Source organism: Bradyrhizobium sp. Rc2d, assembly GCF_900099855.1.
Taxonomy (GTDB): Bacteria; Pseudomonadota; Alphaproteobacteria; order Rhizobiales; family Xanthobacteraceae; genus Bradyrhizobium.
Window position 1 is genome coordinate 1 of the sequence record NZ_FNCU01000052.1, and the last position, 24,503, is coordinate 24,503.

Below are 24,503 nucleotides of genomic sequence, written 5' to 3' on the forward strand. Positions count from 1 at the left end.
ATGCGGACGCGGCGCGAGACGATCGAGCATCCCTTCGGCACGATCAAGGCCCGTATGGGTGCGACCCACTTCCTGATGAAGCGCCTGCGGAATGTCGCTGCTGAGATGGCGCTGCATGTTCTCGCCTATAACCTCACACGGGTGATGAACATCCTCGGCAAACCAAGCCTGATTGCAGCCATCCGCGCCGCCTGACGGCCGGAAGTGCGTCCAAAACTACAATCCCCCGGTCGCGGTACCTACTTTGGCCGGTCATTGGACGATTCGATACGCAAATACCGGCCGCGCGCAATACTTGGCGACCACGCCGCGTCAGGCCTATGCGTTTGCACACAACCAAGACCCGTAGCGGACTGCCACCCAGTGGTCATGTGACGAGCGAGGACGTTGGGCCTTCGCTTTAACGAAACCGATGTTTTTTGTAGAGTGACACGTCCGCTTACAGGCGATGAGCCGATCTTGGTCAAGCGAGCCGTCTAGGGCAGTTCTTCTCCCTTCTGAGAAGCGAACGACGCGTCCGCTTCGCGACGCTCCTCGCTCTGACAAGCGAGCGAACCCGCCGATCCGTTGCGCTGCTGCGACCTGTATGATCGAAGGACTATCGCATCCGTAGCGAGGGTGCGTTTGAGGCCGTGAACTCCTGTCGCGCAGCGCCCGCTCCAGAAAAGCGACGTGGATCACCCCTGTTCCGAAGGCAGACTAAACTGAAATACGGCCCCCCGTGGTTCATTCGCACCAGTCCAAAGTCGTCCTCCGTGCGCCTCGATGATTGATTGGCAAATCGACAAGCCCATGCCGGTCCCGTCGGGCTTGGTGGTGTAGAAGGGCTCGAACAGGCGGTCAACGATTGCCACGTCAAGTCCGGGTCCGGTATCCCGTACGGCGACAACAACGAGATTTGAGGCATCTGCAGCCGTGCTGATCCGCAGCTCTCGTCGGCCAACGTCGAGGCAGTTCATTGCCTCGATCGCGTTGAGGATCAAATTGAGAACCACCTGTTGCAGCTGAACGCGATAGCCCTTTACGAGCGGCAACCCCGGAGCGAGGTCGGTCTGGATCAAGACATCATGTTTAAGCAGCTCGCTACGGGCTATGGTGATCACGTCTAGGATTGCACCATTGACATCGACGCTCTCCTTCGGCGCCGGAGCTTTCTTGATCAAGGAACGAATCCACCTGATGATCTCGCCGCCTCGCTTGGCTTCTGCGACAATGGATGCGAGCGCCTGCTGTGCCTTTTCGAAATTCGGAGATTGTGTTCCTAGCCAGTTCAGTGCGGCCTCTGCGTTGCAGAGCATCGCGGTGATTGGTTGGCTTAATTCGTGTGTCACCGAAGCCGTGACCTGGCCCATTGCCGCCCCGCGATTGGCGTGTGTTAGTTCAGCCTGCATCTCGCGGAACGTCTCGGCGGTTCGCTTGCGTTCGGTGATGTCGCGGCTCAGACAAATGATTCGTGACTGGCCGCCTTCGCAGAATTCCCGCATACGGACTTCGACGGGAAACACAATGCCGTCCTTTCGGCAATAGCGCCTCTCGAGCGTAGCGATGCCGCCGGCCTTGAGGCGCTCGCGGTTGCTACGCCAAGTCGCTTCATCCATCTCCAGATCGAACAAGACCGCAGTTGCCCCAACCAGTTCGGCCCGGCTGTAGCCGAGACTTTCGCAGGCATTCCGATTCACATCGAGAACGCGACCATCTTCACTGTGGAGCATGAACGTATCGGTCGCGTGGTCCACGAAGGTACGGAAACGGGCCTCGCTCTCGATCAGCGCCTGTTCGGCGCGCTTGCGCTCGGTGATGTGGCGCCCCACACCGCGGTAACCCACGAAGTTCCCGGTCTTGTCAAAGATGGGCAGCCCAGAGACGGAAATATAGCGCTTGCCGCCGTCGGGCGTCGGCCGCGCGAGTTCGAAATCGCGAAACGGGAGGTGAGCGTCGAGTATCTCCCGGTGCTTGCGCCAGCCCTCTGCGTCAGGCTCCAGATAAGGGACCTCCCATCGTGTCCTGCCGATCTCGGAAACCGGCGACTCGGGAAGTGTGTCAGCGAACTCCTGGCGGATGAAGCGATGCTGCGCGTCCGTTTCCCAGTACACATCAAAGGAGAATTGCACCAGCGTGCGAAAGCGCTCCTCGCTCTCGCGCAGTGCCTCCTCGGGGCGCTTGCGCTCATTCGAATCGAGCGCGACCGACGGCGCTTGAATCGGATGTTGCATGATCATCTCTTGCTCACGCGCGATGGATCAATCGATAGATTTCTCGTACCGGATTGCGGGCCCGTGTCTCCCCCGTAGTCGCCCAAGATGGATCAGGAATATGCCTTCTGACGACTATACTCCCGTATACAGGGCGTCTTTACAGCCATATGGCTGTGCTGACCCCGACCCGAAACAACGCGAGTTGGAGCCCCGGTTCCGTCAACGCATGCGTGTGAGACGGACCCTATTTCCTGTGTCGCGGGCATCGACCAATGACCGTCGATAGTGGCCGACCCCCATTTGAAAAGTAACGGTGCGGCCCGTTTCGATCCGCTGATTGTGGTGAAATGGACTAAACTTGCTCACCGCGAGTTCTTCGCTTGTTGACCCAACCCGGACCTCGCCAGGCTATTTTCTTAGTACCCCGCTACCGGACCATGTGGCTCGTAGACAATTCGGCACGCGGTTTTGGAGCCGGACCTTACCAGCGCACCATCGGCGGAAGGCCCGAGCCTCACAGCGACTTTGCCGGCTGATCTGTTCGGCCAATTGCAGGACCACCGGTGTACAGATTGCGCCTAAGTTTCTCTTCTGGAACGAGGAGGTCTCATGCGAACGCTCCTGTGTTTACAGCTTATGATGTTTGCAATGACGAGCACGACCTCGGCGCAAACAGCGACGAGTCCTCAGGCAGATGCACAAGGCCAAGCTGCTGTCATCGCGTCAGATGTTCTGAAGCGATTGGACGCAGCTTGGAACCAAGCCGATGGCGCCAAGTTTGCGGCCGAATTCAGTGAAGATGCGGACGTGATCAACATTTTCGGCACGCATCTCCGAACAAGGGCCGAGATGGCAAAACGGATGCAGAGTATTTTTGACACTATCTTCAAGGGTAGTACTCACCGGGCTCGAAACTTGGAGATCGCGCGATATTTGGCCCCTGATACGATTATCGTCCTCTCGTCTACCAGGGTGGAAGTGCCGACTGGTCCGCTGGCGCCTGAAGAACGCAATCGCCAGACGTTCATTTTGGTCAAAAATGGTGACGCGTGGCAGATCAGGCATTGGCACAACACGTCCATTCGCCAACAACAGTAAGTGCGAGTGACTTTTGCGCTCCCTTAGCTCAACCGGGTAGCGCAGCGATTTCGTAAACCCGCTCAAACCCAGAAGCCATGCGTCAGCGTCGGGAGACGGTCGAGCATCCGTTCGGCACGATGAAGGCCCGCATGGGAGCGACACACTTCCTCACCAAAACGCTCCCAAAAGTAGCGGCCGAGATGGCACTCTCGGTCTTGGCCTATAATCTTACACGGGTCATGAACATCGTCGGGGCCAAGCCACTGATCACTGCGATCGCGGCCTGAGACAGGCGCGGTTCCTAGCTTCCGGACCGATGCCCTTTGAAGCCGTTTTTACACGGCCAAGACCCGTTCCTGACATTTCCAATGGGACAATGGCCCCGTTTTTTTCGTATTCTGGGGCAGTCGGAAGCAGTCTCGTAGGTGAAGCGAGATCACAAACGAGGGAGTGCACCATGAGGTCAAAATCACTTTCACTCGTTGCCTTGGCTGTCGCTTCCGTCGTTGCGGCTGGGCAAGGCCTCGCCCAGCAGCCAATTCGGATCGGCACCTCGATTGCAATCACCGGGAGGGACATGGTGCAGGGCGGCTACGTCCGTGAGGGTTATCTGCTTTGCCAAAAGCATGTAAACGAGAAGGGCGGAGCCCTCGGACGACCGATTGAGTTTCTGATCCGTGATGATGGATCCGATCCGAAGGCGGCCATTGATCTCTATGAGAAGCTGATCACAGAGGACAAGGTGGATGCTGTGATGGGCCCTTACGGCTCCGCAAGCACGGACGCCGTGGCCGACGTCGTGGAAAAGTACCGCAAGCTGATGGTAGCGCCGGCGGCGGGAACGACTTCGATTTGGGAAAAGGGGCGAAAATACCTCATCATGGTGGTTTCGCCACTGGAAGCCGCCACAGCAGGAACGATTGATCTTGCAGCCCGCAACGGGCTCAAGACGATTGCCGTGATCAACGTAGATACTCTCCCGGCGAAGGCCGTGGCCAAAGGTGCGCTTGAATTGGCTAAGAAGGAGGGCCTGGAGTTGGTATTGCACGAGACTTACCCGCCGGGCACCACCGATTTCTCCGACATCCTCAACAAGGTCAACGCGGCCAAGCCCGATCTCCTCGTGGTGAACTATGTTCCGGCCGAGGTCATCGCGATGACCCGCCAAATGAAAGAACTGGACATAAATGTAAAAATGCTCAGCGCGACACCTGGAGCGAGTTTTCTTGACTACCAGAAGGCCCTCGGGAAAACGGCGGAGTTCGTCTATGCCGGCTCGTACTGGAATCCGGACCTTCCTTACCCCGGCAACCGGGAGTTTGTTGCGGCCTATCAGAAAGAATTCAACCACGCTCCGGCCTTTATCGCCGCTTCGTCCTACGCCGGCTGCCAGCTCCTCGTCGACGCCGCGCGTCGGGTAGGCAGCCTGGACTCCGACAAACTCCGGGAGGCATTACTGAAGTTGGAAACTAAGACCGTTTTCGGCGACTTTGCCGTGGACGAGCGCGGCTTCCAGATCGGTCATAAGGCGATCACCATCCAGTGGCAGGACGGCAAGCAGGTGGTGGTGTGGCCCGACGAGGTGGCAGCCGGTAAAGCCAGATTCCCGACCTCGCCTTGGAGCCAACGGTAGGTGTTAGTTGCGTGTGGCACACGAGAATGCCAGCACGTCGCCTATTGGCCCATCGGCGAAACTGCGGATAGCCTAGAGTTCTGCTTCGCAGGGTCTAGCGGCCGCGAATTGCTCTCGTTGAGCTTTTCTCAGTTTGACCCGAAGGCGAAGATCGCGATAGCGCCCGGACGTCAGCAGCTGACGCCAGACCGGACGTGGTGGCGACGCGGCCAAATCGACGCGAATGACCTTCAACGGACGTTTACTTGGGGTCGCTTCCCGCCAATTAGCTTAAGGATATAATCTGGCCAGCCTCCAGTCGGACTGCTGCCAGGTTCAGACCCATGAAGCGGTGGCGCTCAGTCAGCATTATCTGCATGGTTGTCACTGCGGGCCTGCTGGGTGCCGGGGCCCTTGTCGTCGGCCAGTCACGCGTGCCGACAGAAGCCATTGCATCCTCGGTGACACGTACGCCGGAGCTTATGGAACGCGCGTGGCACCTGCCAGTGGCCGCCACATTCCATGGGAACGTGAACTGGCAATCAAATAGCTCTCGTTGCGGACCTGCAGCTGTTGCGAATGCGTATAGGTCGCTCGGCGAGACGGCAAGCACGGAGGGTAAGGTGTTGGCCGGCACCGGGCGGTGCTGGACGGGCTTATGCATCCTGGGTCTCACGCTTGACGAACTGGCCGAGGTGGCGCGGACCAACACGAGCCGCAAAGTCACGGTCTTGCGCAATCTCAGCGAGGGCCAGTTTCTGGAACATTTGCGTCGCTCCAACGATCCAGGCCGACGCTACATCGTGAATTTCAATCGCGCGCAAATTTTTGGTGCTGGTGTTGGACATCATTCGCCCATTGGCGGCTATCTGGAAGCCGAAGATCTAGTTTTCGTGCTCGATGTCAATTCCAATTACCAGCCATGGCTAGTCGAGCGAAAACGGCTGTTCGCAGCTGTGAATACGTACGATGGCGATAAGAAGCGCGGGCTGCTGCTGATCGAGTAATTGCATATCCCTGCGGCCTGTCACGTACAGCCCTGGGAAGGCGAGCGAGGCGGTGGAGGTGACGAGGCGATCGAATAAAACAAGGCTGCGAGCAGCTGCCTTGCGACGGGTCTGCTCGTGGCCCTGAGTCGAACAGCACTGCAGCCGTCACGACGTCGGCTGTCTGATGTGGTCCGGATTCCGATGAAGCATTTTCTGGAAGGACAGTCGGTTTTAGCGCGCCTCCCTGTTTTACTTTTGCTGGGCGGTTGTGCCGGAACGATGCCCGAGTGTAATTCTTTGGATGCGCGTAATACAGTGATTAAGATCGTTTCGGACGACAGCAACAACGCGCTTGTCAACTACGCCGCTATGAATTCGAGCGCGGTTGCGGCGATGATAAGTCATGCGACCACAGAGGCCGAAAAACTAGCGATTTGGGAAAAGGCGAGACAAGGTGCCGCTTATAGGTTGGATGATGCGATAAGCACAAATTCAAGAAGCAAAGCCAAGCGAGCAGTTACCTGTACCGCCTTATTGTCTGCGACCGTTGAGGATGTGACAGCGCAAAAGGAGGTGGACTTCGAGGTGGAACTAACCGCAGACGGCAAGATTTCCGTTTCGGTCAGTCCGTTTCAATTTTGACCGATGCCACGTAGCGGCCTCTTTCATATCAGGCCAAGCAGGGAATGTCGCCTTTGGCCCGTAGCAGACCTTGGCCTATGTTTCGTCGATTTCCGCTTTATAGGTCCCCACCCTAATACGCCTGCTTGGCGTCCGCTTCTTCGCTGGTCTGGATCAGGTCGAGGCTCTGCTCGATCTTGCCGAGCAGGGCCGAGAGCTGCTTGCGCTCTTGCGCAGAGAGGCAGGCGAGGATCTCGTCTTCCCGCCGCAGCAATTGCGGAAACAGCTCCTCATAGAGTGCGCGGCCCTTCTGTGTCAGTTGCAGGCGGAATTCGCGACGGTCGGCTTCGTTCTCGACCCGCTCGATCAATCCCTGTTGCAGCAGCGTCGTCACCGCTCGGCTGATGGTCGATTTGTGCGTGCGGGTGCATTGCGAGATGAATTGCGCGCTGCAGGCATCATTGCGGAAGCCGAGCGTGGCGATCACGCGCCATGCCGGAATGTCGAGGCCATGCCGCTCCTGATATTCCACCGCGAGCGCGGAACTCACCTCCGCCGCCAGCCGGTTGAGGCGGAACGGCACGAACTTGAACAGATCGAGCCGAGGTTTTGGCCGCGGCGAAGCCTCGTCGGCTTGCCGTGTCTTCAGCGCGATGTCGCTGGATGTCCTCGCCAAGGAGAGCACTCCGAATTCCAGTTGACGGCCGGCCGGCTCCGGTCCAAAATAGTTGCACGTGAGACTATCTAGCAGATCAGTCCTCTCCTGACCAGAGCGAAAGGTTAGCGCATGGCGCAGGCCAAATCCCAGTTCGGCTATCGCCGCCACCCCGATCAAGATCGTCCGGGCCAAGACCCGGCCGCGCATCCGGTCGTGGTTGTTGGTGCGGGCCCGGTGGGGTTGTCGCTCGCGATCGATCTCGCCCAGCGTGGCCAGCGCGTCGTGCTTCTGGACGATGCCGACCGTATCGGCGAAGGCTCGCGCGCGATCTGCTTCTCGAAGCGTTCGCTGGAATATTGGGACCGCCTCGGCGTCGGCGACCGCATGGTCGAGAAGGGCGTGGTGTGGAGCGTCGGCCGGATCTTCCACGGCGAGTCGCAGCTCTACCAGTTCAACCTGCTGCCCGAGGACGGCCACAAGCGGCCCGCCTTCATCAACCTCCAGCAATATTACGCCGAAGCCTATCTGGTCGATCGCATCCAGGATCTGCCTGCGATCGACCTGCGCTGGCGCAACAAGGTGACGGCGCTGGAGCAGCGCAATGATTCGGTCGCGCTGACGATCGAAACGCCGGAGGGAGCCTATCGGCTGCACGCGCAATATGTCATCGCCTGCGACGGCGCGCGGTCCTCGCTGCGACAGATGGTCGGCGCCGAGTTCGCGGGACAGGTGTTCGAGGACCAGTTTCTGATCGCCGACGTCAAGATGACCGCGGAATTCCCGACCGAACGCTGGTTCTGGTTCGATCCGCCGTTCCATGCCGGACGTTCGGCGCTGCTGCACCGGCAGCCCGATGACGTCTGGCGCATCGATCTCCAGCTCAATCGCTACGCCGATCCGGTTCTCGAGAAGAAGCCGGAAAACGTGCGGCCGCGGATCGCGCGCATGCTTGGCCATGACAAGTTCGAGTTCGAGTGGATCTCGCTGTACAAATTCCAATGCCGGCGGATGGACCGCTTCATCCATGGCCGCGTGATTTTTGCCGGCGATTCCGCGCACCAGGTCTCGCCCTTCGGCGCACGCGGCGCCAACTCGGGACTCGAGGACGCCGAAAACCTCTCCTGGAAGCTCGTTCGCGTGCTGCGCGGGACTTCGCCCGCGAGCCTGCTCGAGAGCTACCATGTCGAGCGCAGCAGGGCGGCCGACGAGAACATTCGCGAATCCACCCGCTCGACCGATTTCATGGCACCGAACTCCCACCAGGAAGCGCGGCTGCGCAAGGCGGTGTTGTCGCTCGCCAAGGAGACCGAGTTCGGCAAGCGCATGGTCAATGCCGGCCGGCTGTCGGTGCCGTGCAGCTACGACTCGCCGCTGTCCTCGCTCGATGCGGATACGTGGCGCGGTGGACCGTCGCCCGGCTGTTCCATGCTCGACGCGCCCGTCGCAACGCGTGCCGGCGAGCAGATCTATCTGACGGATGCCTTCCGCGAGGGTGGAACGGACTTCACCTTGTTGTCGTTCAGCAATGGCGCGCCGATCGATGTGCCCGATGGCATCAAGGGCATCTGCATTGGAGATGAGGGCGGACTTGCCGATCCCTCGGGCCTGGTCGCAAAGCGCTACGGGGCCGAGCCGGGTGCCACCTATCTGCTGAGGCCCGACGGTTATGTCGCGGCGCGCTTCCGCCGCCCGACGCGCGCGACGATCGCGGCGGCGCTGGCGCGGGCCGAAGGTTTGTATTGAGGTTTCGCATGCCGCTCTCCACCAACTCCAATTTCGCGCGACCAGACGATGCCTTCCGCGCCATCGTCGAGGCGCATCGCGGCCTGACCGAGGAGCAGAGCGCCGATTTCGACGCGGCGCTGGTGCTGATCCTCGCCAACCATATCGGCGACATCGACGTGCTGCGCGAAGCGATCGGGCTTGCCAAGCGGCGCATGATCGACGGCCAGCAGCAGCAACAACAGCAACAACAATAACCCAGTGACTTGAAGGACGAATTGATGGCGAAGAACTTCGCATCCACCGGCGATCTCGCCGAGAAGAAGATCACCTTCTCCGAGATCGGCACCGATCTCTATGCCTTCACCGCCGAGGGCGACCCGAACACGGCCGTCATTGTCGGCGACGACGGCTGCCTCGTGTTCGATGCACAGGCAACGCCGGCGATGGCGAACAAGGTGATCGAGCGCGTGCGCACCGTCACCAACAAGCCGATCAAATATGTCGTGCTGTCGCACTATCATGCGGTGCGCGTGCTGGGCGCATCCGCCTACAAGGCGCAAGGTATCGTCGCCTCGCAGGAGACCTACCGGCTGATCGAAGAGCGCGGCAAGCAGGATTGGGATTCCGAATACGGCCGCTTCCCGCGCCTGTTCCAGGACGCGCAAAGCATCCCCGGTCTGACCTGGCCGACGCTGACCTTCGAAGGCGAGATGTCGATCTATCTGGGAAAGCGCGAGGTGCGCCTGATGCAGTTAGGGGCCGGCCACACCTCCGGCGACATCGTCGCCTGGGTGCCGGATGCCGAGGTGATGTTCTCCGGCGATCTCATCGAATATCACTCGGCCTGTTATTGCGGCGATGCGCATTTGCGCGAATGGCCGCTGACGCTGAACGAGATCCGCAACTTCAATCCCAAGGCCATCGCGCCGGGCCGCGGCGATGCCCTGAAGGGCCTCGCCACCGGGCGCGAGGCCATCGCGATGACGCGTGATTTCGTCTCCACACTCTATGGCGCGGCCGAAATCTCCGTCGCCAAGGGCCGCACCTTGAAGGAGACGATGGCGGCGACGCGCGAGGTGATGGATCCGAAATTTTCGAGCTTTGCCATCTACGAGCACTGCCTGCCGTTCAACGTGTCGCGCGCCTTCGACGAAGCGTCGGGCATCGACGACCCCGTGATCTGGACCGACAAGCGCGACCAGGAAATGTGGGCGAACTTGCAAGGAGGAGGATAGTCATGAACATCAACACCTCGCCCGATCAGATCGTTCGCAGTTCCGCACAGGTGACGCCGGGCTACATGTCCGGCTTCGGCAACAGTTTTGAGACCGAGGCGCTGCCCGGCGCGCTGCCGATCGGGCGCAACTCGCCGCAGCGCTGCGCCTATGGCCTCTATGCCGAGCAGCTCTCGGGCTCGCCCTTCACCGCGCCGCGCGGCACCAATGAGCGCTCCTGGCTCTATCGTATCCGCCCGTCGGTGAAGCATTCCGGCCGCTTCGAGAAGGTCGATGCCGGGCTGTGGCGTTCGGCGCCGTGCCATGAATACGATCTGCCGATCGCGCAGCTGCGCTGGGATCCGACGCCGATTCCGAAGGAGGAGGTGACGTTCCTCCAGGGCGTGCAGACCATGACGACCGCCGGTGACGTCAACACGCAGGCCGGCATGGCGGCGCATGTCTACCTCATCACCAAGTCGATGGTCGACCAGCATTTCTACAATGCCGACGGCGAGCTGATGTTCGTGCTTCAGCAGGGCGTCTTGCGTCTCGTCACCGAGTTCGGCCGCATCGATGCCGAGCCCGGCGAGATCGTGGTGATCCCGCGCGGCGTCAAGTTCCGCGTCGAGATCCCGAACGGTCCGGCGCGCGGCTATCTCTGTGAAAACTATGGCGGCGCCTTCACGCTGCCGGAGCGCGGGCCGATCGGCGCCAATTGCCTCGCCAATGCGCGCGACTTCCTGACGCCGGTCGCGTATTATGAGGACAAGGACACGCCGACGGAGCTCTACGTGAAATGGGGCGGCTCGCTGTTCAAGACCACACTGCCGCATTCGCCGATCGACGTGGTTGCCTGGCACGGCAATTATGCGCCCTATAAGTACGACCTGCGCACGTTCTCGCCGGTCGGCGCGATCAGCTTCGACCATCCCGATCCCTCGATCTTCACGGTGCTGACCTCGCCCTCGGAGACCGCGGGAACCGCGAATATCGACTTCGTGATCTTCCCCGAGCGCTGGATGGTCGCCGATAACACCTTCCGCCCGCCCTGGTATCACATGAACATCATGAGCGAGTTCATGGGCCTGATCTACGGCGTCTACGATGCCAAGCCGCAAGGCTTCGTCCCCGGCGGCATCAGCCTGCACAATTGCATGCTGCCGCACGGCCCGGATCGCGATGCCTTCGAGCATGCCAGCAACGGCGAGCTGAAGCCCGTGAAGCTGACCGGCACCATGGCCTTCATGTTCGAGACCCGCTACCCGCAGCGCGTCACCGCGCATGCCGCGAAGTCATCGACGCTCCAGGACGATTACGCGGAGTGCTGGAAGGGCCTGGAGAAGCGGTTCGACCCGAACAGGCCGTGAGGCTTCTTACCCTCCCCTGGAGGGGGAGGGTCGATCGCGCGTAGCGCGGGCGGGGTGGGGTGACGGTCTCTCCACGTCCAACAGTGCTCGTGTTGAGAGATCACCCCACCCCGTCTCATATTTCGCTGCGCTCAATACGAGCCGACCCTCCCCCTCCAGGGGAGGGTGACACCGCCACCGCTGCGCCACGGAAAACCAATGCCCCACCCCAACGACCCCAGCCTCCGCTCCTTCATCGACGTCGACGCCGCCTCCGACTTTCCGATCCAGAACCTGCCCTATGGCGTGTTCTCGACCGCGGTCAATCCGACGCCGCGCGTGGGTGTCGCGATCGGAAACTACGTGCTCGATCTCTGGGAGCTCGAGCAGGATTCGCGGCTCGACGTTGGTCCGCTCGGTGTGTTCTCCGGGGCCTCGCTCAATTCCTTCATGGCGCTGGGACCGAAGGTCTGGACCAAGACGCGGACGCGGATCAGCGAGCTCTTGCGTCACGATCATCCGGAGCTGCGCGACAACGGGGAGCTGCGCAGCCGTGCGCTGGTGCCGATGCGCGATGCAAAACTGCATCTGCCCTTCTCCGTCTCGGGCTACACCGATTTCTATTCCTCCAAGGAGCACGCCACCAATGTCGGCGTGATGTTCCGCGGCAAGGACAATGCGTTGCAGCCGAACTGGCTGCATATGCCGATTGCCTATAACGGCCGCGCCTCCACCGTCGTGGTGTCCGGCACCAAGGTGAAGCGGCCGCGCGGGCAGCTCAAGCCGCCGAACGTCGAGCTCCCGAGCTTTGCGCCCTGCAAGCGGCTCGATTTCGAGCTGGAGATGGGCGCCGTGATCGGTCAGCCCTCAGCCATGGGCGGCATGCTCACGGAGAGCCAAGCCGAGGAGATGATCTTCGGCTTCGTGCTGCTCAACGACTGGAGCGCGCGCGACATCCAGCAATGGGAATATGTGCCGCTCGGGCCGTTCCTGGCAAAAGCGTTCGCGACCTCGATCAGCCCGTGGGTGGTGACGCGCGAGGCGCTGGAGCCGTTCCGCCTGAACGGACCGGAGCAGGAGCCGGCGCCGCTCGACTATCTCAAGCAGAGCAAGCCGCAGAACTACGATATTGCGCTCGACGTGTCCTTGCGCGCCGCCGACGCCAACGCCCCCGCCAGCATCAGCCGCACCAATTTCAAATACATGTACTGGTCCTCGGTGCAGCAGCTCATGCACCACGCCTCCAGCGGGTGCGCCATGAATGTCGGCGATCTCCTGGGGAGCGGCACCATCTCCGGTCCGGAGAAGGATCAGCGCGGCAGCCTGCTCGAGATCAGCTGGAACGGCACCGAGCCGGTCGAACTCCCCGGCGGCATCAAGCGGTCGTTCCTGGAAGACGGCGACAGCCTCGTCATGCGCGGCTGGTGTCAGGGCAATGGCTATCGCGTGGGGTTCGGCGAGGTCGAGGGGACGATTTTGGCGGCGGAGTAGGGCGCGCCGCCGCCACGACCTCTGTCATTGCGAGCGCAGGTCTCGTAGGGTGGGCAAAGGCGCATCAGCGCCGTGCCCACCATCCTTCGGCGATCGCAGTGACCATGGTGGGCACGCTTCGCTTTGCCCACCCTACGAGACCTATCGCTCCTCCGGCGGCACCTCGCTGTCATTGCGAGCGCAGCGAAGCAATCCAGAATCTCTCCGCGGAGGGATTCTGGATTGCTTCGTCGCAAGGGCTCCTCGCAATGACGGTGTGGCAGCAGTTCACCGCCTCTCCGGCGCCACGTCCTTGATCCGCGCGCAATGCGCCGCGACATCGTCCAGGCTGTACTTCAGATGCACCCGCTTGTCGGACGGCACCTGCTTCGCGGTGCACACACCCGGCCGCCATTCCTGCGCCGGCCTGATCGGGCGCGGGGCAAAACCGCCGCCGCAGTTCGGGCAGACGTTGAAGAGTTTCGTCTCCACGCAGTCCGCACAGAACGTGCATTCATACGAGCAGATCCGCGCGTCGGTTGCATCAGGCGGCAGGTCGCGGTCGCAATATTCGCAGTTCGGTCGAAGCTGGAGCGCCATGATTGAATCTCCCGGATTGACCCGGATCATCGCAGATCGCGCCCGCGGCGCGAATGACGTAGTTCCCTCGATTTCAGCCGGGCTCCAGGCGATTGCCTAGCGCCGCTAGCGCCCGGCCTTCCACGCAGCCGTCACAGCCCCGATCTCCGCCGCCTCCGGCTCGCGGACGGCCGAAGGCGTGCGTGAGAATCTCGGCGCGGGCGCTGGCTGCTTCACGCCGTGACGCTCGACGAAGACATTGCGGGCGACCATGTGCGGGTGTTGCGTGGCTTCCGACATGGTCAGCACTGGCGCGAAGCAGATGTCGGTGCCTTCCATGATCTTGCACCAGTCCTCGCGCGTCTTGCTCTTGAACACCGCCTTCAGCTTCTCCTTCAGCGCCGGCCAGGCGTTGCGGTCCATCTGCGCGTCGAAATCGGCGTCGGTCAGGCCCGCGTGCTCGCGCAGCAGCGCATAGAATTGCGGCTCGATCGACCCAATCGAGACGAAATGGCCGCAGGCGCATTCGTAGACGCCGTAGAAATGCGCGCCGCCGTCGAGGAAGTTCTGGTTGCGCCCCTCGGTCCAGCGTCCCATCGTGGTCATGTCGAAGAAGAACGACATCAGCGACGCCGCGCCGTCGCACATGGCGGCATCGACCACCTGGCCCTTGCCGGATTTTTGCGCTTCGAGAAGCGCCGCGAGCACGCCGACGACGAGGTAGAGCGCGCCGCCGCCGAAATCGCCGACCAGATTGAGCGGCGGCACTGGAGCCTCCTTAGGTCCGATCGCGGCGAGCGCTCCGGTGATCGAGATGTAATTGATGTCGTGGCCGGCGGCGTTCGCAAGCGGGCCCTCCTGGCCCCAGCCGGTCATGCGGCCGTAGACCAGCTTCGGGTTGCGCGCGAGCACCACGTCAGGCCCGAGCCCGAGCCGCTCCATCACGCCGGGACGAAAACCTTCGACCAGCGCATCGGCGCTGGCGAGAAGGTCGAGAACTTGCGCGATCGCCGCCTTGTCCTTGAGGTCGAGCTCGATCACCTTGCGGCCGCGGCCCGCCACCGACTTCATGCTCTTCCTGGCGCCGATGCGATCGAGCGTGACGACGTCGGCGCCCATATCGGCCAGCATCATGGAGGCGAACGGGCCGGGTCCGATGCCGGCGAATTCAACGATGCGGAAGCCCGAGAGCGGGCCGGAGGTGCGGACGGACGAGGTGGGGGCTGATTTGTCGAGCACGTTGTTGTTTCCTCGTATTACAGCGCGCGTGCGCGATGAGCGCATTCGCCTGGACGTTGCTCTGGTAGCGAGTTAATTGGTCGATTAACTTTTCTCGCCTTCACACCAGCGAGGCAAGCGGTTTTCATGCCGCATGGCCAAAATAAAAACGGCGCGCACCGAAGTGCGCACCGCGGAAAATTTGTGTCGAGGCGCTAAAGCGCGATCGTCAGCCCGCAGCGGTCACCGCGCGCTGTGCCATCACTTTGACGAGGTTGGCGCGGTACTCGGCCGTGCCATGGATGTCAGCCAGCAATCCGCTCGCAGAAATATTGACGCTGTCGATCGCCGATGGCGACCAGTTCGCCTTCAACGCGGCTTCGATGGCGGGGACCCGCATCACGCCGTTCTGCGAGGCGCCGGTGGCGGCCACCCGCACCTCGCCTGACTTGGTCTGCGCCACGAACACGCCGGTCAGTGCGAAGCGCGAGGCCGGATGCCGCATCTTGGCGTAGCCCGCTTTCGCCGGAACCGGGAACGACACAGCGGTGATGATCTCGCCGTCTTCGAGTGCCGTGGTGAACAGGCCCTTGAAGAAATCATCCGCCGAGATCGACCGCTTGTTGGTCTTCACGGTGGCGCCGAGCGCGAGCAGTGCGGCGGGATAGTCGGCAGCGGGATCGTTGTTGGCGATCGAGCCACCGATCGTGCCGCGATAGCGCACCGCGGGGTCGCCGATCAGTGACGCCAGATAGGCGAGTGCCGGAATCGCCTTCTTCGCGGCGTCGCTGGTGGCAACATCATGATGCGGCGTGGCGGCCTTGATGGTCAGCGTGTCGCCGGAGGCCTCGACGCCGATCATGTCCTTGATCTTGCCGAGGTCGATGACGTCTGACGGATTGGCGAGCCGCTGCTTCATGACCGGCAGCAGGGTTTGTCCGCCGGCCAGGAATTTCGCCTCGCTGCTCTTGCCGAACAGGCTCACGGCTTCGTCGACCGAGGAAGCCCGATGATAGGTGGTCTGGTACATCTTGGTTCCTCCCTCTTAAGCGGCGTTGATCGTGCGCCACACCCGGTCGGGGGTCGCGGGCATTTCCAGATTGTTCTTGCCGATCGCATCCGTGATCGCGTTGATCACGGCTGCAGAAGCGCCGATCGCGCCGGCCTCACCGCAGCCCTTGATGCCCAGGGGATTGCCCGGGCACAGCGTCGTGGTGTGGGAGAGGTTGAACGAGGGCAAATCGTCGGCACGCGGCATGGAGTAATCCATGAACGAGGCCGTCACCGGCTGGCCGTTGGCATCGTAGATCGCGTGCTCGAGCAGCGCCTGGCCGATGCCCTGGGCGAGGCCGCCATGGACCTGTCCTTCGACGATCATCGGGTTGATCAGCCGGCCGAAATCGTCGGCCGCGACGAAGTTGACGAAGGATGTCTTGCCGGTGCCGGGATCGACCTCGAGCTCGCAGATATAGGCGCCAGCCGGGAAGGTGAAGTTGGTGGGGTCGTAGAAGGCGCTCTCCTTCAGGCCCGGCTCCATCCCCTCAGGCAGATTGTGCGCGGTGTAGGCTGCGAGCGCGACCATCGGGAGGGCGATCGCCTTGTCGGTGCCCGTGACCTTGAACTCGCCGTTCTCAATGACGATGTCGGCCTCCGACGCCTCCAGCGCATGCGCCGCGATCTTCTTGGCCTTGGATTCCATCTTCTCCATCGCCTTCAGGATCGCGGTAAGACCGACGGCCGCCGAGCGCGAGCCGTAGGTGCCCATGCCGAACTGCACCTTGTCGGTGTCGCCATGGACGATCGAGACCTGACTGATGGGAACGCCTAAGCGATCGGCGACGAGCTGGCAGAACGTGGTCTCGTGGCCCTGGCCGTGGCTGTGCGATCCCGTGAGGATCTCGATGGTGCCGACCGGATTGACGCGCACCTCGGCCGATTCCCACAGGCCGACGCCGGCACCCAGACTGCCGACGGCTTTTGACGGCGCGATGCCGCAGGCCTCGATGTAGCAGGACACGCCGATGCCGCGCAGCTTGCCTTGTGATTCGGCTTGTGCCTTGCGGGCGGGGAAGCCAGCATAGTCGATCGCCTTCATCGCCGCATCGAGCGAGGCGTTAAAGTCGCCGGTGTCATAGGCCATGATGACAGGCGTCTGGTGCGGGAACTGGGTGATGAAGTTGGTTCGGCGCAGCTCGGCCGGATCGACCTTCAGCTGCCGTGCCGCCGTCTCCATCAGCCGTTCCAGCAGGTAGCTGGCCTCGGGGCGGCCCGCGCCGCGATAGGCGTCGACCGGCGTGGTGTTGGTGTAGACCCCGATCACCTCGGCATGGATCGCCGGGATGTTGTATTGGCCCGACAGCAGTGTCGCGTAGAGATAGGTCGGCACCGACGACGAGAACAGCGACATGTAGGCGCCGAAATTGGCGTAGGTCTTCACCTTCAAGCCGGTGATCTTGTTGTTGGTGTCGAAGGCCATCTCGGCATGGGTCACATGGTCGCGCCCATGCGCGTCGGTGAGGAAGGCCTCGGTGCGGTCGCCGGTCCACTTCACGGGACGACCGACCTTCTTGGAGGCCCACAGCGCCACCATCTCTTCGGGATAGATGAAGATCTTCGAGCCGAAGCCGCCGCCGACGTCGGGCGCGATCACGCGCAGCTTGTGCTCGGGCGCGATGTTGTAGAACGCCGACAGCACGAGGCGGGCGACGTGCGGGTTCTGCGACGTCGTGTAGAGCGTGAAATGCTCCTCCGCCGCGTCGTAATCGGCGATCGCCGCGCGCGGCTCCATCGCATTCGGGGCGAGGCGGTTGTTGGTGACGTCGAGCTTGACCACATTGGCGGCCTTCGAGAAGGCTGCATCGACCGCACCCTCGTCGCCGATCACCCAGTCATAGACCTGGTTGCCGGGGGCTTCGGGATGCAGCTGCGGCGCGCCGGCCTTGATGGCGGCGTGCATGTCGGCGACCGCGGGAAGCTCCTCGTAATCGACGACGACAGCTTCCGCCGCGTCGCGCGCGAGATTCTTGCTCTCGGCGATCACGACCGCGACGGCCTGGCCAACGAACCGCACCGTCTCCGGCGCCATCGCCGGCCATGCGCCCATCTTCATCGGGCTGCCATCCTTGGAGGTGATGGCCCAGCCGCAGATGAGGTTACCGACCTTGTCGTCGACGAGCTGTTGTCCCGTGAGCACCGCGACCACGCCGGGCATCTTCAAGGCGGCAGAGGAGTCGATCCCCTTCACCTTGGCATGCGCGTGCGGGCTTCTGATGAAATAGGCATGAGTCATGCCCGGCAATTTGATGTCGTCGACGTAGCGGCCCTTGCCGGTAATGAAACGCTTGTCTTCCTTGCGCACGACGCGCGCACCGATGCCTTCAACACCCATGTCTGGTCCTCCCGACCGGAAATTTGTTGACCCGCGCTTTCCATCGAAAGCGGCAGTGGTTTTCTTGTTCGCGGCGGCCGCTCTACTCGGCCGCCTGCGCAACCTTCATGCGACCGGCTGCATCCAGCACGGCTTTGACGATGTTGTGGTAGCCGGTGCAGCGGCAGATATTGCCCTCGAGCTCTTGACGTACGGTGGCTTCGTCGAGCTGGCCGCCAGATCCTTGAGCTTGATGGCGCTGCACGATGTCGATTGCCGACATGATCATGCCCGGCGTGCAATAGCCGCATTGCAGACCGTGATTGTCGCGGAAGGCGGCCTGCATCGGATGCAGCTCATCGCCCTTGGCGATGCCTTCGATCGTGGTGACGTTCGCGCCGTCCGCCTGTCCCGCCAGCATGGTGCAGGATTTCACGGCACGGCCGTCCATATGCACGACGCAGGCGCCGCACTGGCTGGTGTCGCAGCCGACATGGGTCCCCGTGAGGTTGAGGTGATCGCGCAAGAGGTGGACCAGCAGCGTGCGGTCCTCGACGTCGACAGCAACGGCCTTGCCGTTGACCGTCAGTTTGACTGTAGACACGTGAAGTCCTCCCAGAATGATTTTGATTGGTTCTAATTAGAAACAGCGCAACGGAACTTTGCAACTGGCATTTTGGTGACCTCGCGTCATGGAAAGGTCATCGTGGCGGCCGGCACGGCGCGCGATTCGATCATGATGCGCCCGGCCGTCGCCAACGCATGGCGCGACCGCAAGGTAGGTTCGGAAAGTTCTCATCGCGTCCGCGGACAACGTCGCATCGTCGAAGCCGCGTACCGCCGCCGCTCGCCTGCGAGCTCAGCCCTCCCGCACGTTGTTCTCCCTTGGATGTCTTGTTCCCTAGTGTGAATAGGAGCACGCGCTCGCGGCTTTGCAATCGCGATCTTGGTAGTAGGCGGCGGGACGTTAAGCCATTGATTTTATTGCGGCTGCGCCCTGGACCTGCCGAGCGCCTGATGTCGCTGCGCCGACCTTCGCGCCGCGTCGGCGAGGGCGCCGGCGGCGTGGCCGGCTTCGCCAAGGGCGGCGCGAAGGCCAGGCTCGATGGAGAGGTGGCGACGTCACCACCCTGCATTGCGAAGCCGAGGCTCAGATCGGCGGCAAGCTCGCGCAGCTCGGCTCGCGGTTGATCGATTCGACGTCGCGAAAGCTCGCGGCGAATTTCTTCGAGAGCTTCGCGGCGGTGGTAGCGCCATCATCGTGACTGCGGCGCACGATCGTTGCGCGATGCCCGACGCGTGCGGCCGGCTTGCGCGCGACATTGCCAAGCTGACGAAGCAGTGGGACGAGGCAAGGTCAACACAAACTCCCCTGTCGTCCCGGATCAGCGCTCGCTTCGTTCGCTTGTCCGGGACGACGACCGAGAGTGAGGCGATGTCGTCGGTCCCCACACTCGCTTGGTGCGTTTCCACCTGAAAATCAAGGCAAAGAGCCGAGATTCGACAACGAGATGCGCGGCGAAAGCCGCCGACGATTTGCACTACTACCTTCCGCCTATACTAAGCGCGAAAAGCCGATGCTGTAATTTGCGCGATGGCTCGCAGGCAAACTGCGCATCGGGAGCGCAATGCGTTCCAGCGCCCAACCGGCGTACACAACAACACCGCGGAGGGAATACATGACCTTTGGAACGAAGGGTTTTTTGGCTGGTATTTCGATGGTTGCGATGCTGGCCGCCGGCACATCAGGCGTCCGTGCCAACGACTCGCTGATCAAGGCGCAATCCGATTCGAACCAGTGGGCCGTTGCCGGCCACGATTACGGCAATACGCGTTACAGCCCGCTCAAGCAGATCAATATCGAGAACGCCGGCAAGCTGACGCTCGCCTATTCGTTCTCGCTGGCGTCGTTGCGCTCGAACGAATCCTCGCCGATCGTCGTCGGCAACACGCTGTACGTCTCGAGCTCCTGGGGCCCGAAATACGTCTATGCGCTCGATGCCGCGACCGGTGCGCGCAAATGGACCTGGGAGCCCGAAATTCCCGATGACGTGCTGCAATATGCCTGCTGCGACGTGAACAACCGCGGCGTCTCCTATGCCGACGGAAAGATCTTCGTCGGCCGCCTCGATGGCAAGCTGACGGCGCTCGATGCCGCGACCGGCAAGGCGCTATGGACGACGAAGGTCGTCGATTACAAGCAGGGTTCGGTCATCACCTCGCCGCCGCTGGTGGTGCGCGACAAGGTCATCACCGGTTTCGGTGGCGGTGAGTACGGCGTGCGCGGTTCGCTCCAGGCCTTCGACATCAACAGCGGCAAGCAATTGTGGCAGACCTTTACGGTTCCCAGTCCGGATGAGCCCGGCGGCGACACCTGGAAGGGCGATTCCGCCCAACATGGCGGCGGTGCGGCCTGGCTGGTCGGCTCCTACGATCCCAAGAGCGACACCGTCTATTGGGGCACCAGCAATCCCGGTCCGTGGAACACCGGCGTTCGTTCGACCGGCGACGGCAATTTCGGCAAGCTGACCAACCTCTACACCGCCTCGACGCTCGCGCTCGATCCCAACACCGGCAAGATCAAGTGGCACATCCAGACCACGCCGGCCGATGCCTGGGACTATGACGGCGTCAACGAGGCCGTGCTCGCGGATCTCAAGATCGGCGGCAGCACGGTGCCGGCGCTGATGAAGGCGGATCGTAACGGCTACTTCTTCGTCGCCAACCGTGAGACCGGCAAGGTGCTCTCGGCGGAGAAATACGTCTTCTCCAACTGGGCGAAGAAGTGGGACGTCAACACCATGCGGGCGGTCGAAGATCCGGACAAGCGTCCGGGGCCGGGCCATCCTGCCAAGGACATCTGTCCGAACCTGATTGGCGGCAAGAACTGGCAACCAATGTCGTTCAACCCGCAGACCGGGCTCGTCTACATCCCCTCGAACAATGTCTGCATGGACTGGTCGGTTTCCGACGTCGCCTACAAGCGCGGCGTGTTCTATCTCGGTGCCGAATTTCCGACCAAGGAAGGCCCCGGTGGCTTCCTCGGCGAGCTCGTGGCCTGGGATCCCATCGCCCAGAAGAAGGTCTGGTCGATCAAGGAAGACCTGCCGTTCAACGGCGGCACGCTGACCACCGGCGGCGGCCTCGTGTTCGCCGGTAACATCCATGGTGACTTCCGCGCCATCGATGCGAAGTCTGGCAAGGTGCTGTGGAGCAAGAATCTCGGCTCCGGTATCGGTGCGGGCCCGGTGACCTACAGTGTCGACGGTAAACAGTACGTCGCCATCGTCGTCGGCCGCACCGCTGCATTGCCCGCGTTCCTGGGCGAGGTTGGGAAGAAGATGACGGCCGCAGCCCCCGAGGGCGGTTCGCTCTTCGTGTTCTCCGTCCAGTGACGACTCGCGCGCGTATCCCGGAGGAACGGGATACGCGCGCGCTTTCTCGACATCGCGCGGCGACGGCATCGGCCAGATCTCGGGCCAGATCCTGTGTCGCCACGCTTGGTCCAACAATTCCCAGCTGCCGGAGATGAGGATGCGTCCGATTAATCCAGGAAACGGCAAGAGCCGCCATCGCACCATCGCGGGACTGTTCGCATGGGCTGCCGCGTCTGCGCTGATTGCACCGGCCGCAACCGCTCACGCAGACGAGGCGAAGCCGTTCCGTCTGTGCGCCGATCCGACCAATCTGCCGTTCTCGAGCGATAATCCGTCGCGGCCAGGCTTCTATGTCGAAATTGGCCAGGCGCTGGCGCAGGCGCTCGGCCAACCGATCTCTTACGATTGGTACAAATCCTATTTCGGCAAGCGCACCGTGCGGGTCACGCTACTGGGCAAGCAATGCGACGCCATGATCGGCTTGCCGCGCTCCGAGGATTTCATGGGACCTGCCGTGATCTTCTCCAGCACCTTTGCGAAGGAAGGCTACGCCCTGGTCGCGGCGAAAGGTCAGGCGATCGGCGGCGTGGACGACCTCAGGGGCAAGCGCGTCGCGGTCCAGTACGCCAGCACACCACAAAACCTCCTGGCGACACGTGACGACATCCAGAAGGTGACTGTGCTGTCGCCCGAGGAGGCCATGCAGGCGCTCGATCAGGGCAGGGCCGACGTCGCCTTCATCTGGGGGCCCGTCGCCGGCTGGTTGAACATGACCGCCTATCATGACCGCTATCAAATCCGGCTCACCGAAGGCGAAGGCCTGTCATGGGATGCCGCCATCGGCTTTGAGAAGGGTTCGACCGAGCTGCGCGATCGGGTCGATGCGATCCTGCCGACGCTTCGGAGGACAATCGCCGATCTCGCGGTGAAATACGGCTTGCCGGCCGGACAGCCTGTTCGCTTTGGCGCGGCCCAGGCCGTGCCGGCGGGAACCACGACAGGAGCGGGCCCCGGGCCGAGCGTGAGGCAGGTCGCAAATGTGGTGGCAACCGAGATCAAAGGCGATGCATCTGCGCCGAATGCGGAGACCATCGGTGCGGGCAAGGAGATCTTCAACGGAACTTGCGCGCATTGCCACGGCCCCGACGCCATCCAGAGCGAACGGAAGATCGATCTGCGGCTCTTGCGTCACCGCTACGGCGACGACATGCGCGACACGTTCTGGAAGACCGTGCATGAGGGGCGCCCCGCCAAGGGCATGCCGGCCTGGAAGGAGGTCTACACCGACGACCAGTTCGACAGCATTTATTCCTTCCTGCTGACGGTCCAGGTCGAATCGAACGACTGAACGGCCTTGACCGGACGGGATCGGGAAGATGTGGTAGCGTCCATCATGCATCTTTCCGACGCCGGACCGGCGCAGGATGGGTGCGCTGCCGCCGCTCGTGCGGTGGATCCTTTGGAAGGCGCCATGGCCAGCTTTCTGATCATCGACGATCATCCGCTGTTTCGCGAAGCGCTGGGCAATGCAGTGCGGCTCGCCTTGCCAGAGGCCCGCATCCTGGAGGCGATGTCGATCGAGGACGCCCTGCACATCCTGTCGGCCGAGCAGGGGATCGACCTCGCGCTGCTCGATCTGTCGCTGCCGGATGCGACCGGCTTCTCCGGCTTTCTCCGCTTGCGTGAAACCTATCCGCGCCTGCCGGTCGCCATCGTATCGAGCGAGGAGGACCAGCATGTGGTCCGCGAAGCGCTGGCGCTCGGCGCGGCCGGCTATCTCCCGAAGTCGACGTCGAAGCGCGAGCTGGCCCAGTCGATCGAGGGCGTGCTGTCCGGATCGGTATCGGTGCCCCGGGATTTCGTGCCGACGCCGCCGCGGCGAAAAGCCGAGACCAGCAAGGCCCTCGTGGTCAAGCTCCGCGAGCTCACGCCGCAGCAGCTTCGGGTGCTGGACCTGCTTCGCCGCGGTTATCCGAACCGGCAGATCGCGCAGGAGCTACAGCTCGCCGAATCCACGGTGAAAGCGCACATCACCGAGATCCTGCGCAAGCTCGGACTGTTCAGCCGCAACAAGGCGATCATCGAAATCGGCAAGATGGACCTGCCCGATCCCAGGAGCCGGCCCTATGCGAGGGTCGATCGCGGGAGACCGCAATGATCCGCGCCGTCGTTCTTGACCTGGATCAAACCGGCGCGGGCCGGCTGATACATGCTCGGTTCAAGCTCGAACCCGGCAACGATTTGGGAATGGCTCACGCGTGATGCGATTTCTGATTGTCGAAGACCATCCGTTGTTTCGCGAGGCGCTCGAAGGCGCGCTGCAAATGGTGGCGCCCGGGGCCGAGATCCTGCAGGCGACGTCGATCGACGGCGCGCTCGAACAGCTGTCAGCGGGTGCCGAGCTCGATCTCCTCCTCCTCGATCTGTCGATGCCGGGCACGACCGGCCTCTCGGGCATCATTCGCATCCGCAAGGCATTCCCGAAGGTTCCCGTCGTCATCGTGTCGGGTCATCAGGATCCGCGCATCATCTCCGGCGCCTTGTCGCTCGGGGTGGCCGGCTACATCTTCAAATCCTCGTCCAAGCAGGAGCTTGCCCAGTCGATCGGCGAGGCGCTGCAGGGTCTCGTCTGTATTCCCGACGCCTATCGCGCACTCCGGCCGCGGCGGGCCCCAAGTCCTGCACATGATCTGCTGAAACGGCTGCATGACCTGACGCCGCAGCAATTGCGGGTCCTCGACATGCTCAAGCGCGGCCTGCAGAACAAGCAGATCGCCTATGAGCTGAAGATTTCCGAGACCACCGTGAAGGTCCATGTCTCGGACATCCTGCGCAAGCTGAACGTGCTGAGCCGCACCAAGGCGATCGTCGAAATGTCGCAGATCGATTTCGCGACGCTGGCAGGCGAGGGCACTACGCCGAGGCGCGAGCGTGCCCAACCGGATCAGCGGTGACGCGAATTTCTTCCGTCCCGTCCCGTCGATTGACGGTCGTGCTGTCGATGACTTTGCTTAAGAATCAATGTCTTGGTGGAATGTAATGAGTTACC

The 24,503-nt window shown here is 62.2% G+C and carries 21 protein-coding genes and 2 pseudogenes; 16 read left to right on the top strand and 7 right to left on the bottom strand.

Annotated elements, in window-relative coordinates:
* The coding region (locus tag BLV07_RS38125; protein ID WP_143035584.1) for a transposase at window positions 1-195 on the top strand (195 nt) is incomplete at its 5' end.
* Between the two features lie 482 nt (window positions 196-677).
* Here the strand turns inward: BLV07_RS38125 and BLV07_RS38130 are convergent.
* Entirely contained in the window at window positions 678-2,219 is a 1,542-nt protein-coding gene (locus BLV07_RS38130) for a PAS domain-containing sensor histidine kinase (RefSeq protein ID WP_091896469.1), read from the bottom strand.
* Window positions 2,220-2,804: 585 nt separating this feature from the next.
* On the opposite strand from BLV07_RS38130, the gene BLV07_RS38135 reads away from it, so the two are divergent.
* The 5 genes and pseudogenes from BLV07_RS38135 to BLV07_RS38155 all read left to right on the top strand — a co-directional run bounded on the left by BLV07_RS38135 (window position 2,805) and on the right by BLV07_RS38155 (window position 6,518).
* Window positions 2,805-3,293: an SgcJ/EcaC family oxidoreductase gene (locus BLV07_RS38135; RefSeq protein ID WP_091896472.1), complete on the top strand. Its 489-nt coding sequence runs from the start codon at window positions 2,805-2,807 to the stop codon at window positions 3,291-3,293.
* A gap of 68 nt (window positions 3,294-3,361) precedes the next feature.
* Window positions 3,362-3,562, top strand: a pseudogene (locus tag BLV07_RS38140) (transposase); the annotation flags it as partial.
* 170 nt (window positions 3,563-3,732) lie between these two features.
* A complete protein-coding gene (locus BLV07_RS38145; protein ID WP_176946036.1) occupies window positions 3,733-4,908 on the top strand; it encodes an amino acid ABC transporter substrate-binding protein in 1,176 nt (391 codons plus the stop codon).
* A 323-nt stretch (window positions 4,909-5,231) separates the two neighbouring features.
* Window positions 5,232-5,894, top strand: coding sequence for a phytochelatin synthase family protein (locus BLV07_RS38150; RefSeq protein ID WP_091896478.1), 663 nt, complete (start codon window positions 5,232-5,234; stop codon window positions 5,892-5,894).
* 183 nt (window positions 5,895-6,077) lie between these two features.
* Window positions 6,078-6,518, top strand: coding sequence for a hypothetical protein (locus BLV07_RS38155; protein WP_091896481.1), 441 nt, complete (start codon window positions 6,078-6,080; stop codon window positions 6,516-6,518).
* A 112-nt stretch (window positions 6,519-6,630) separates the two neighbouring features.
* Here BLV07_RS38155 and BLV07_RS38160 read toward each other — a convergent pair whose 3' ends face one another.
* Window positions 6,631-7,173 carry a MarR family winged helix-turn-helix transcriptional regulator gene (locus BLV07_RS38160; RefSeq protein WP_091896485.1) on the bottom strand — a complete coding sequence of 181 codons (543 nt, stop codon included), beginning with the start codon at window positions 7,171-7,173 and terminating at the stop codon, window positions 6,631-6,633.
* Window positions 7,174-7,284: 111 nt separating this feature from the next.
* Between BLV07_RS38160 and BLV07_RS38165 the strand changes: the two genes are divergently transcribed.
* From BLV07_RS38165 to fahA, 5 genes are all read left to right on the top strand, one after another.
* Window positions 7,285-8,898 carry an FAD-dependent oxidoreductase gene (locus tag BLV07_RS38165; protein WP_091896488.1) on the top strand — a complete coding sequence of 538 codons (1,614 nt, stop codon included), beginning with the start codon at window positions 7,285-7,287 and terminating at the stop codon, window positions 8,896-8,898.
* A gap of 8 nt (window positions 8,899-8,906) precedes the next feature.
* Complete coding sequence (locus tag BLV07_RS38170; RefSeq protein WP_091896491.1) at window positions 8,907-9,134, top strand: DUF2783 domain-containing protein; 228 nt, start codon at window positions 8,907-8,909, stop codon at window positions 9,132-9,134.
* A 24-nt stretch (window positions 9,135-9,158) separates the two neighbouring features.
* Window positions 9,159-10,115 carry an MBL fold metallo-hydrolase gene (locus tag BLV07_RS38175; RefSeq protein WP_091896598.1) on the top strand — a complete coding sequence of 319 codons (957 nt, stop codon included), beginning with the start codon at window positions 9,159-9,161 and terminating at the stop codon, window positions 10,113-10,115.
* Window positions 10,116-10,117: 2 nt separating this feature from the next.
* Complete coding sequence (gene hmgA, locus BLV07_RS38180) at window positions 10,118-11,464, top strand: homogentisate 1,2-dioxygenase (RefSeq protein ID WP_176946037.1); 1,347 nt, start codon at window positions 10,118-10,120, stop codon at window positions 11,462-11,464.
* Window positions 11,465-11,662: 198 nt separating this feature from the next.
* Window positions 11,663-12,934, top strand: a complete 1,272-nt coding sequence (fahA, locus tag BLV07_RS38190; RefSeq protein ID WP_091896500.1) for a fumarylacetoacetase — start codon at window positions 11,663-11,665, stop codon at window positions 12,932-12,934.
* A 267-nt stretch (window positions 12,935-13,201) separates the two neighbouring features.
* Here fahA and BLV07_RS38200 read toward each other — a convergent pair whose 3' ends face one another.
* The 5 genes from BLV07_RS38200 to BLV07_RS38220 all read right to left on the bottom strand — a co-directional run bounded on the left by BLV07_RS38200 (window position 13,202) and on the right by BLV07_RS38220 (window position 18,681).
* Window positions 13,202-13,513: a DUF1272 domain-containing protein gene (locus BLV07_RS38200; protein ID WP_091896601.1), complete on the bottom strand. Its 312-nt coding sequence runs from the start codon at window positions 13,511-13,513 to the stop codon at window positions 13,202-13,204.
* A gap of 105 nt (window positions 13,514-13,618) precedes the next feature.
* Window positions 13,619-14,731 carry a CaiB/BaiF CoA transferase family protein gene (locus tag BLV07_RS38205; RefSeq protein ID WP_176946038.1) on the bottom strand — a complete coding sequence of 371 codons (1,113 nt, stop codon included), beginning with the start codon at window positions 14,729-14,731 and terminating at the stop codon, window positions 13,619-13,621.
* 208 nt (window positions 14,732-14,939) lie between these two features.
* Complete coding sequence (locus BLV07_RS38210; protein WP_091896509.1) at window positions 14,940-15,740, bottom strand: FAD binding domain-containing protein; 801 nt, start codon at window positions 15,738-15,740, stop codon at window positions 14,940-14,942.
* 15 nt (window positions 15,741-15,755) lie between these two features.
* Window positions 15,756-18,098, bottom strand: coding sequence for a xanthine dehydrogenase family protein molybdopterin-binding subunit (locus tag BLV07_RS38215; RefSeq protein ID WP_091896512.1), 2,343 nt, complete (start codon window positions 18,096-18,098; stop codon window positions 15,756-15,758).
* A gap of 82 nt (window positions 18,099-18,180) precedes the next feature.
* A complete protein-coding gene (locus BLV07_RS38220) occupies window positions 18,181-18,681 on the bottom strand; it encodes a (2Fe-2S)-binding protein (RefSeq protein WP_091896516.1) in 501 nt (166 codons plus the stop codon).
* Window positions 18,682-19,115: 434 nt separating this feature from the next.
* Here BLV07_RS38220 and BLV07_RS38225 point away from each other — a divergent pair.
* From BLV07_RS38225 to BLV07_RS38250, 5 genes and pseudogenes are all read left to right on the top strand, one after another.
* Window positions 19,116-19,342, top strand: a pseudogene (locus BLV07_RS38225) (SRPBCC family protein); the annotation flags it as partial.
* 414 nt (window positions 19,343-19,756) lie between these two features.
* Complete coding sequence (locus BLV07_RS38235; protein WP_091896525.1) at window positions 19,757-21,472, top strand: PQQ-dependent methanol/ethanol family dehydrogenase; 1,716 nt, start codon at window positions 19,757-19,759, stop codon at window positions 21,470-21,472.
* A 139-nt stretch (window positions 21,473-21,611) separates the two neighbouring features.
* Window positions 21,612-22,802, top strand: coding sequence for a c-type cytochrome (locus BLV07_RS38240; RefSeq protein WP_349525550.1), 1,191 nt, complete (start codon window positions 21,612-21,614; stop codon window positions 22,800-22,802).
* A 123-nt stretch (window positions 22,803-22,925) separates the two neighbouring features.
* Window positions 22,926-23,612, top strand: coding sequence for a response regulator (locus tag BLV07_RS38245; protein WP_091896604.1), 687 nt, complete (start codon window positions 22,926-22,928; stop codon window positions 23,610-23,612).
* Between the two features lie 103 nt (window positions 23,613-23,715).
* Window positions 23,716-24,408, top strand: coding sequence for a response regulator (locus BLV07_RS38250; protein WP_176946040.1), 693 nt, complete (start codon window positions 23,716-23,718; stop codon window positions 24,406-24,408).
* The last annotated feature ends 95 nt before the right edge of the window (window positions 24,409-24,503 follow it).

What these genes read in the sequence shown, in the direction of transcription:
- BLV07_RS38165 (WP_091896488.1), top strand. Translation starts at nt 7,285, where the DNA reads ATGGCGCAGGCCAAATCCCAGTTCGGCTATCGCCGCCACCCCGATCAA.
- BLV07_RS38215 (WP_091896512.1), bottom strand. Translation starts at nt 18,098, where the DNA reads ATGGGTGTTGAAGGCATCGGTGCGCGCGTCGTGCGCAAGGAAGACAAG.
- BLV07_RS38245 (WP_091896604.1), top strand. Translation starts at nt 22,926, where the DNA reads ATGGCCAGCTTTCTGATCATCGACGATCATCCGCTGTTTCGCGAAGCG.
- fahA (WP_091896500.1), top strand. Translation starts at nt 11,663, where the DNA reads ATGCCCCACCCCAACGACCCCAGCCTCCGCTCCTTCATCGACGTCGAC.
- BLV07_RS38200 (WP_091896601.1), bottom strand. Translation starts at nt 13,513, where the DNA reads ATGGCGCTCCAGCTTCGACCGAACTGCGAATATTGCGACCGCGACCTG.
- hmgA (WP_176946037.1), top strand. Translation starts at nt 10,118, where the DNA reads ATGAACATCAACACCTCGCCCGATCAGATCGTTCGCAGTTCCGCACAG.
- BLV07_RS38170 (WP_091896491.1), top strand. Translation starts at nt 8,907, where the DNA reads ATGCCGCTCTCCACCAACTCCAATTTCGCGCGACCAGACGATGCCTTC.
- BLV07_RS38175 (WP_091896598.1), top strand. Translation starts at nt 9,159, where the DNA reads ATGGCGAAGAACTTCGCATCCACCGGCGATCTCGCCGAGAAGAAGATC.
- BLV07_RS38135 (WP_091896472.1), top strand. Translation starts at nt 2,805, where the DNA reads ATGCGAACGCTCCTGTGTTTACAGCTTATGATGTTTGCAATGACGAGC.
- BLV07_RS38130 (WP_091896469.1), bottom strand. Translation starts at nt 2,219, where the DNA reads ATGATCATGCAACATCCGATTCAAGCGCCGTCGGTCGCGCTCGATTCG.
- BLV07_RS38155 (WP_091896481.1), top strand. Translation starts at nt 6,078, where the DNA reads ATGAAGCATTTTCTGGAAGGACAGTCGGTTTTAGCGCGCCTCCCTGTT.
- BLV07_RS38210 (WP_091896509.1), bottom strand. Translation starts at nt 15,740, where the DNA reads ATGTACCAGACCACCTATCATCGGGCTTCCTCGGTCGACGAAGCCGTG.
- BLV07_RS38150 (WP_091896478.1), top strand. Translation starts at nt 5,232, where the DNA reads ATGAAGCGGTGGCGCTCAGTCAGCATTATCTGCATGGTTGTCACTGCG.
- BLV07_RS38235 (WP_091896525.1), top strand. Translation starts at nt 19,757, where the DNA reads ATGACCTTTGGAACGAAGGGTTTTTTGGCTGGTATTTCGATGGTTGCG.
- BLV07_RS38240 (WP_349525550.1), top strand. Translation starts at nt 21,612, where the DNA reads ATGCGTCCGATTAATCCAGGAAACGGCAAGAGCCGCCATCGCACCATC.
- BLV07_RS38250 (WP_176946040.1), top strand. Translation starts at nt 23,716, where the DNA reads ATGCGATTTCTGATTGTCGAAGACCATCCGTTGTTTCGCGAGGCGCTC.
- BLV07_RS38145 (WP_176946036.1), top strand. Translation starts at nt 3,733, where the DNA reads ATGAGGTCAAAATCACTTTCACTCGTTGCCTTGGCTGTCGCTTCCGTC.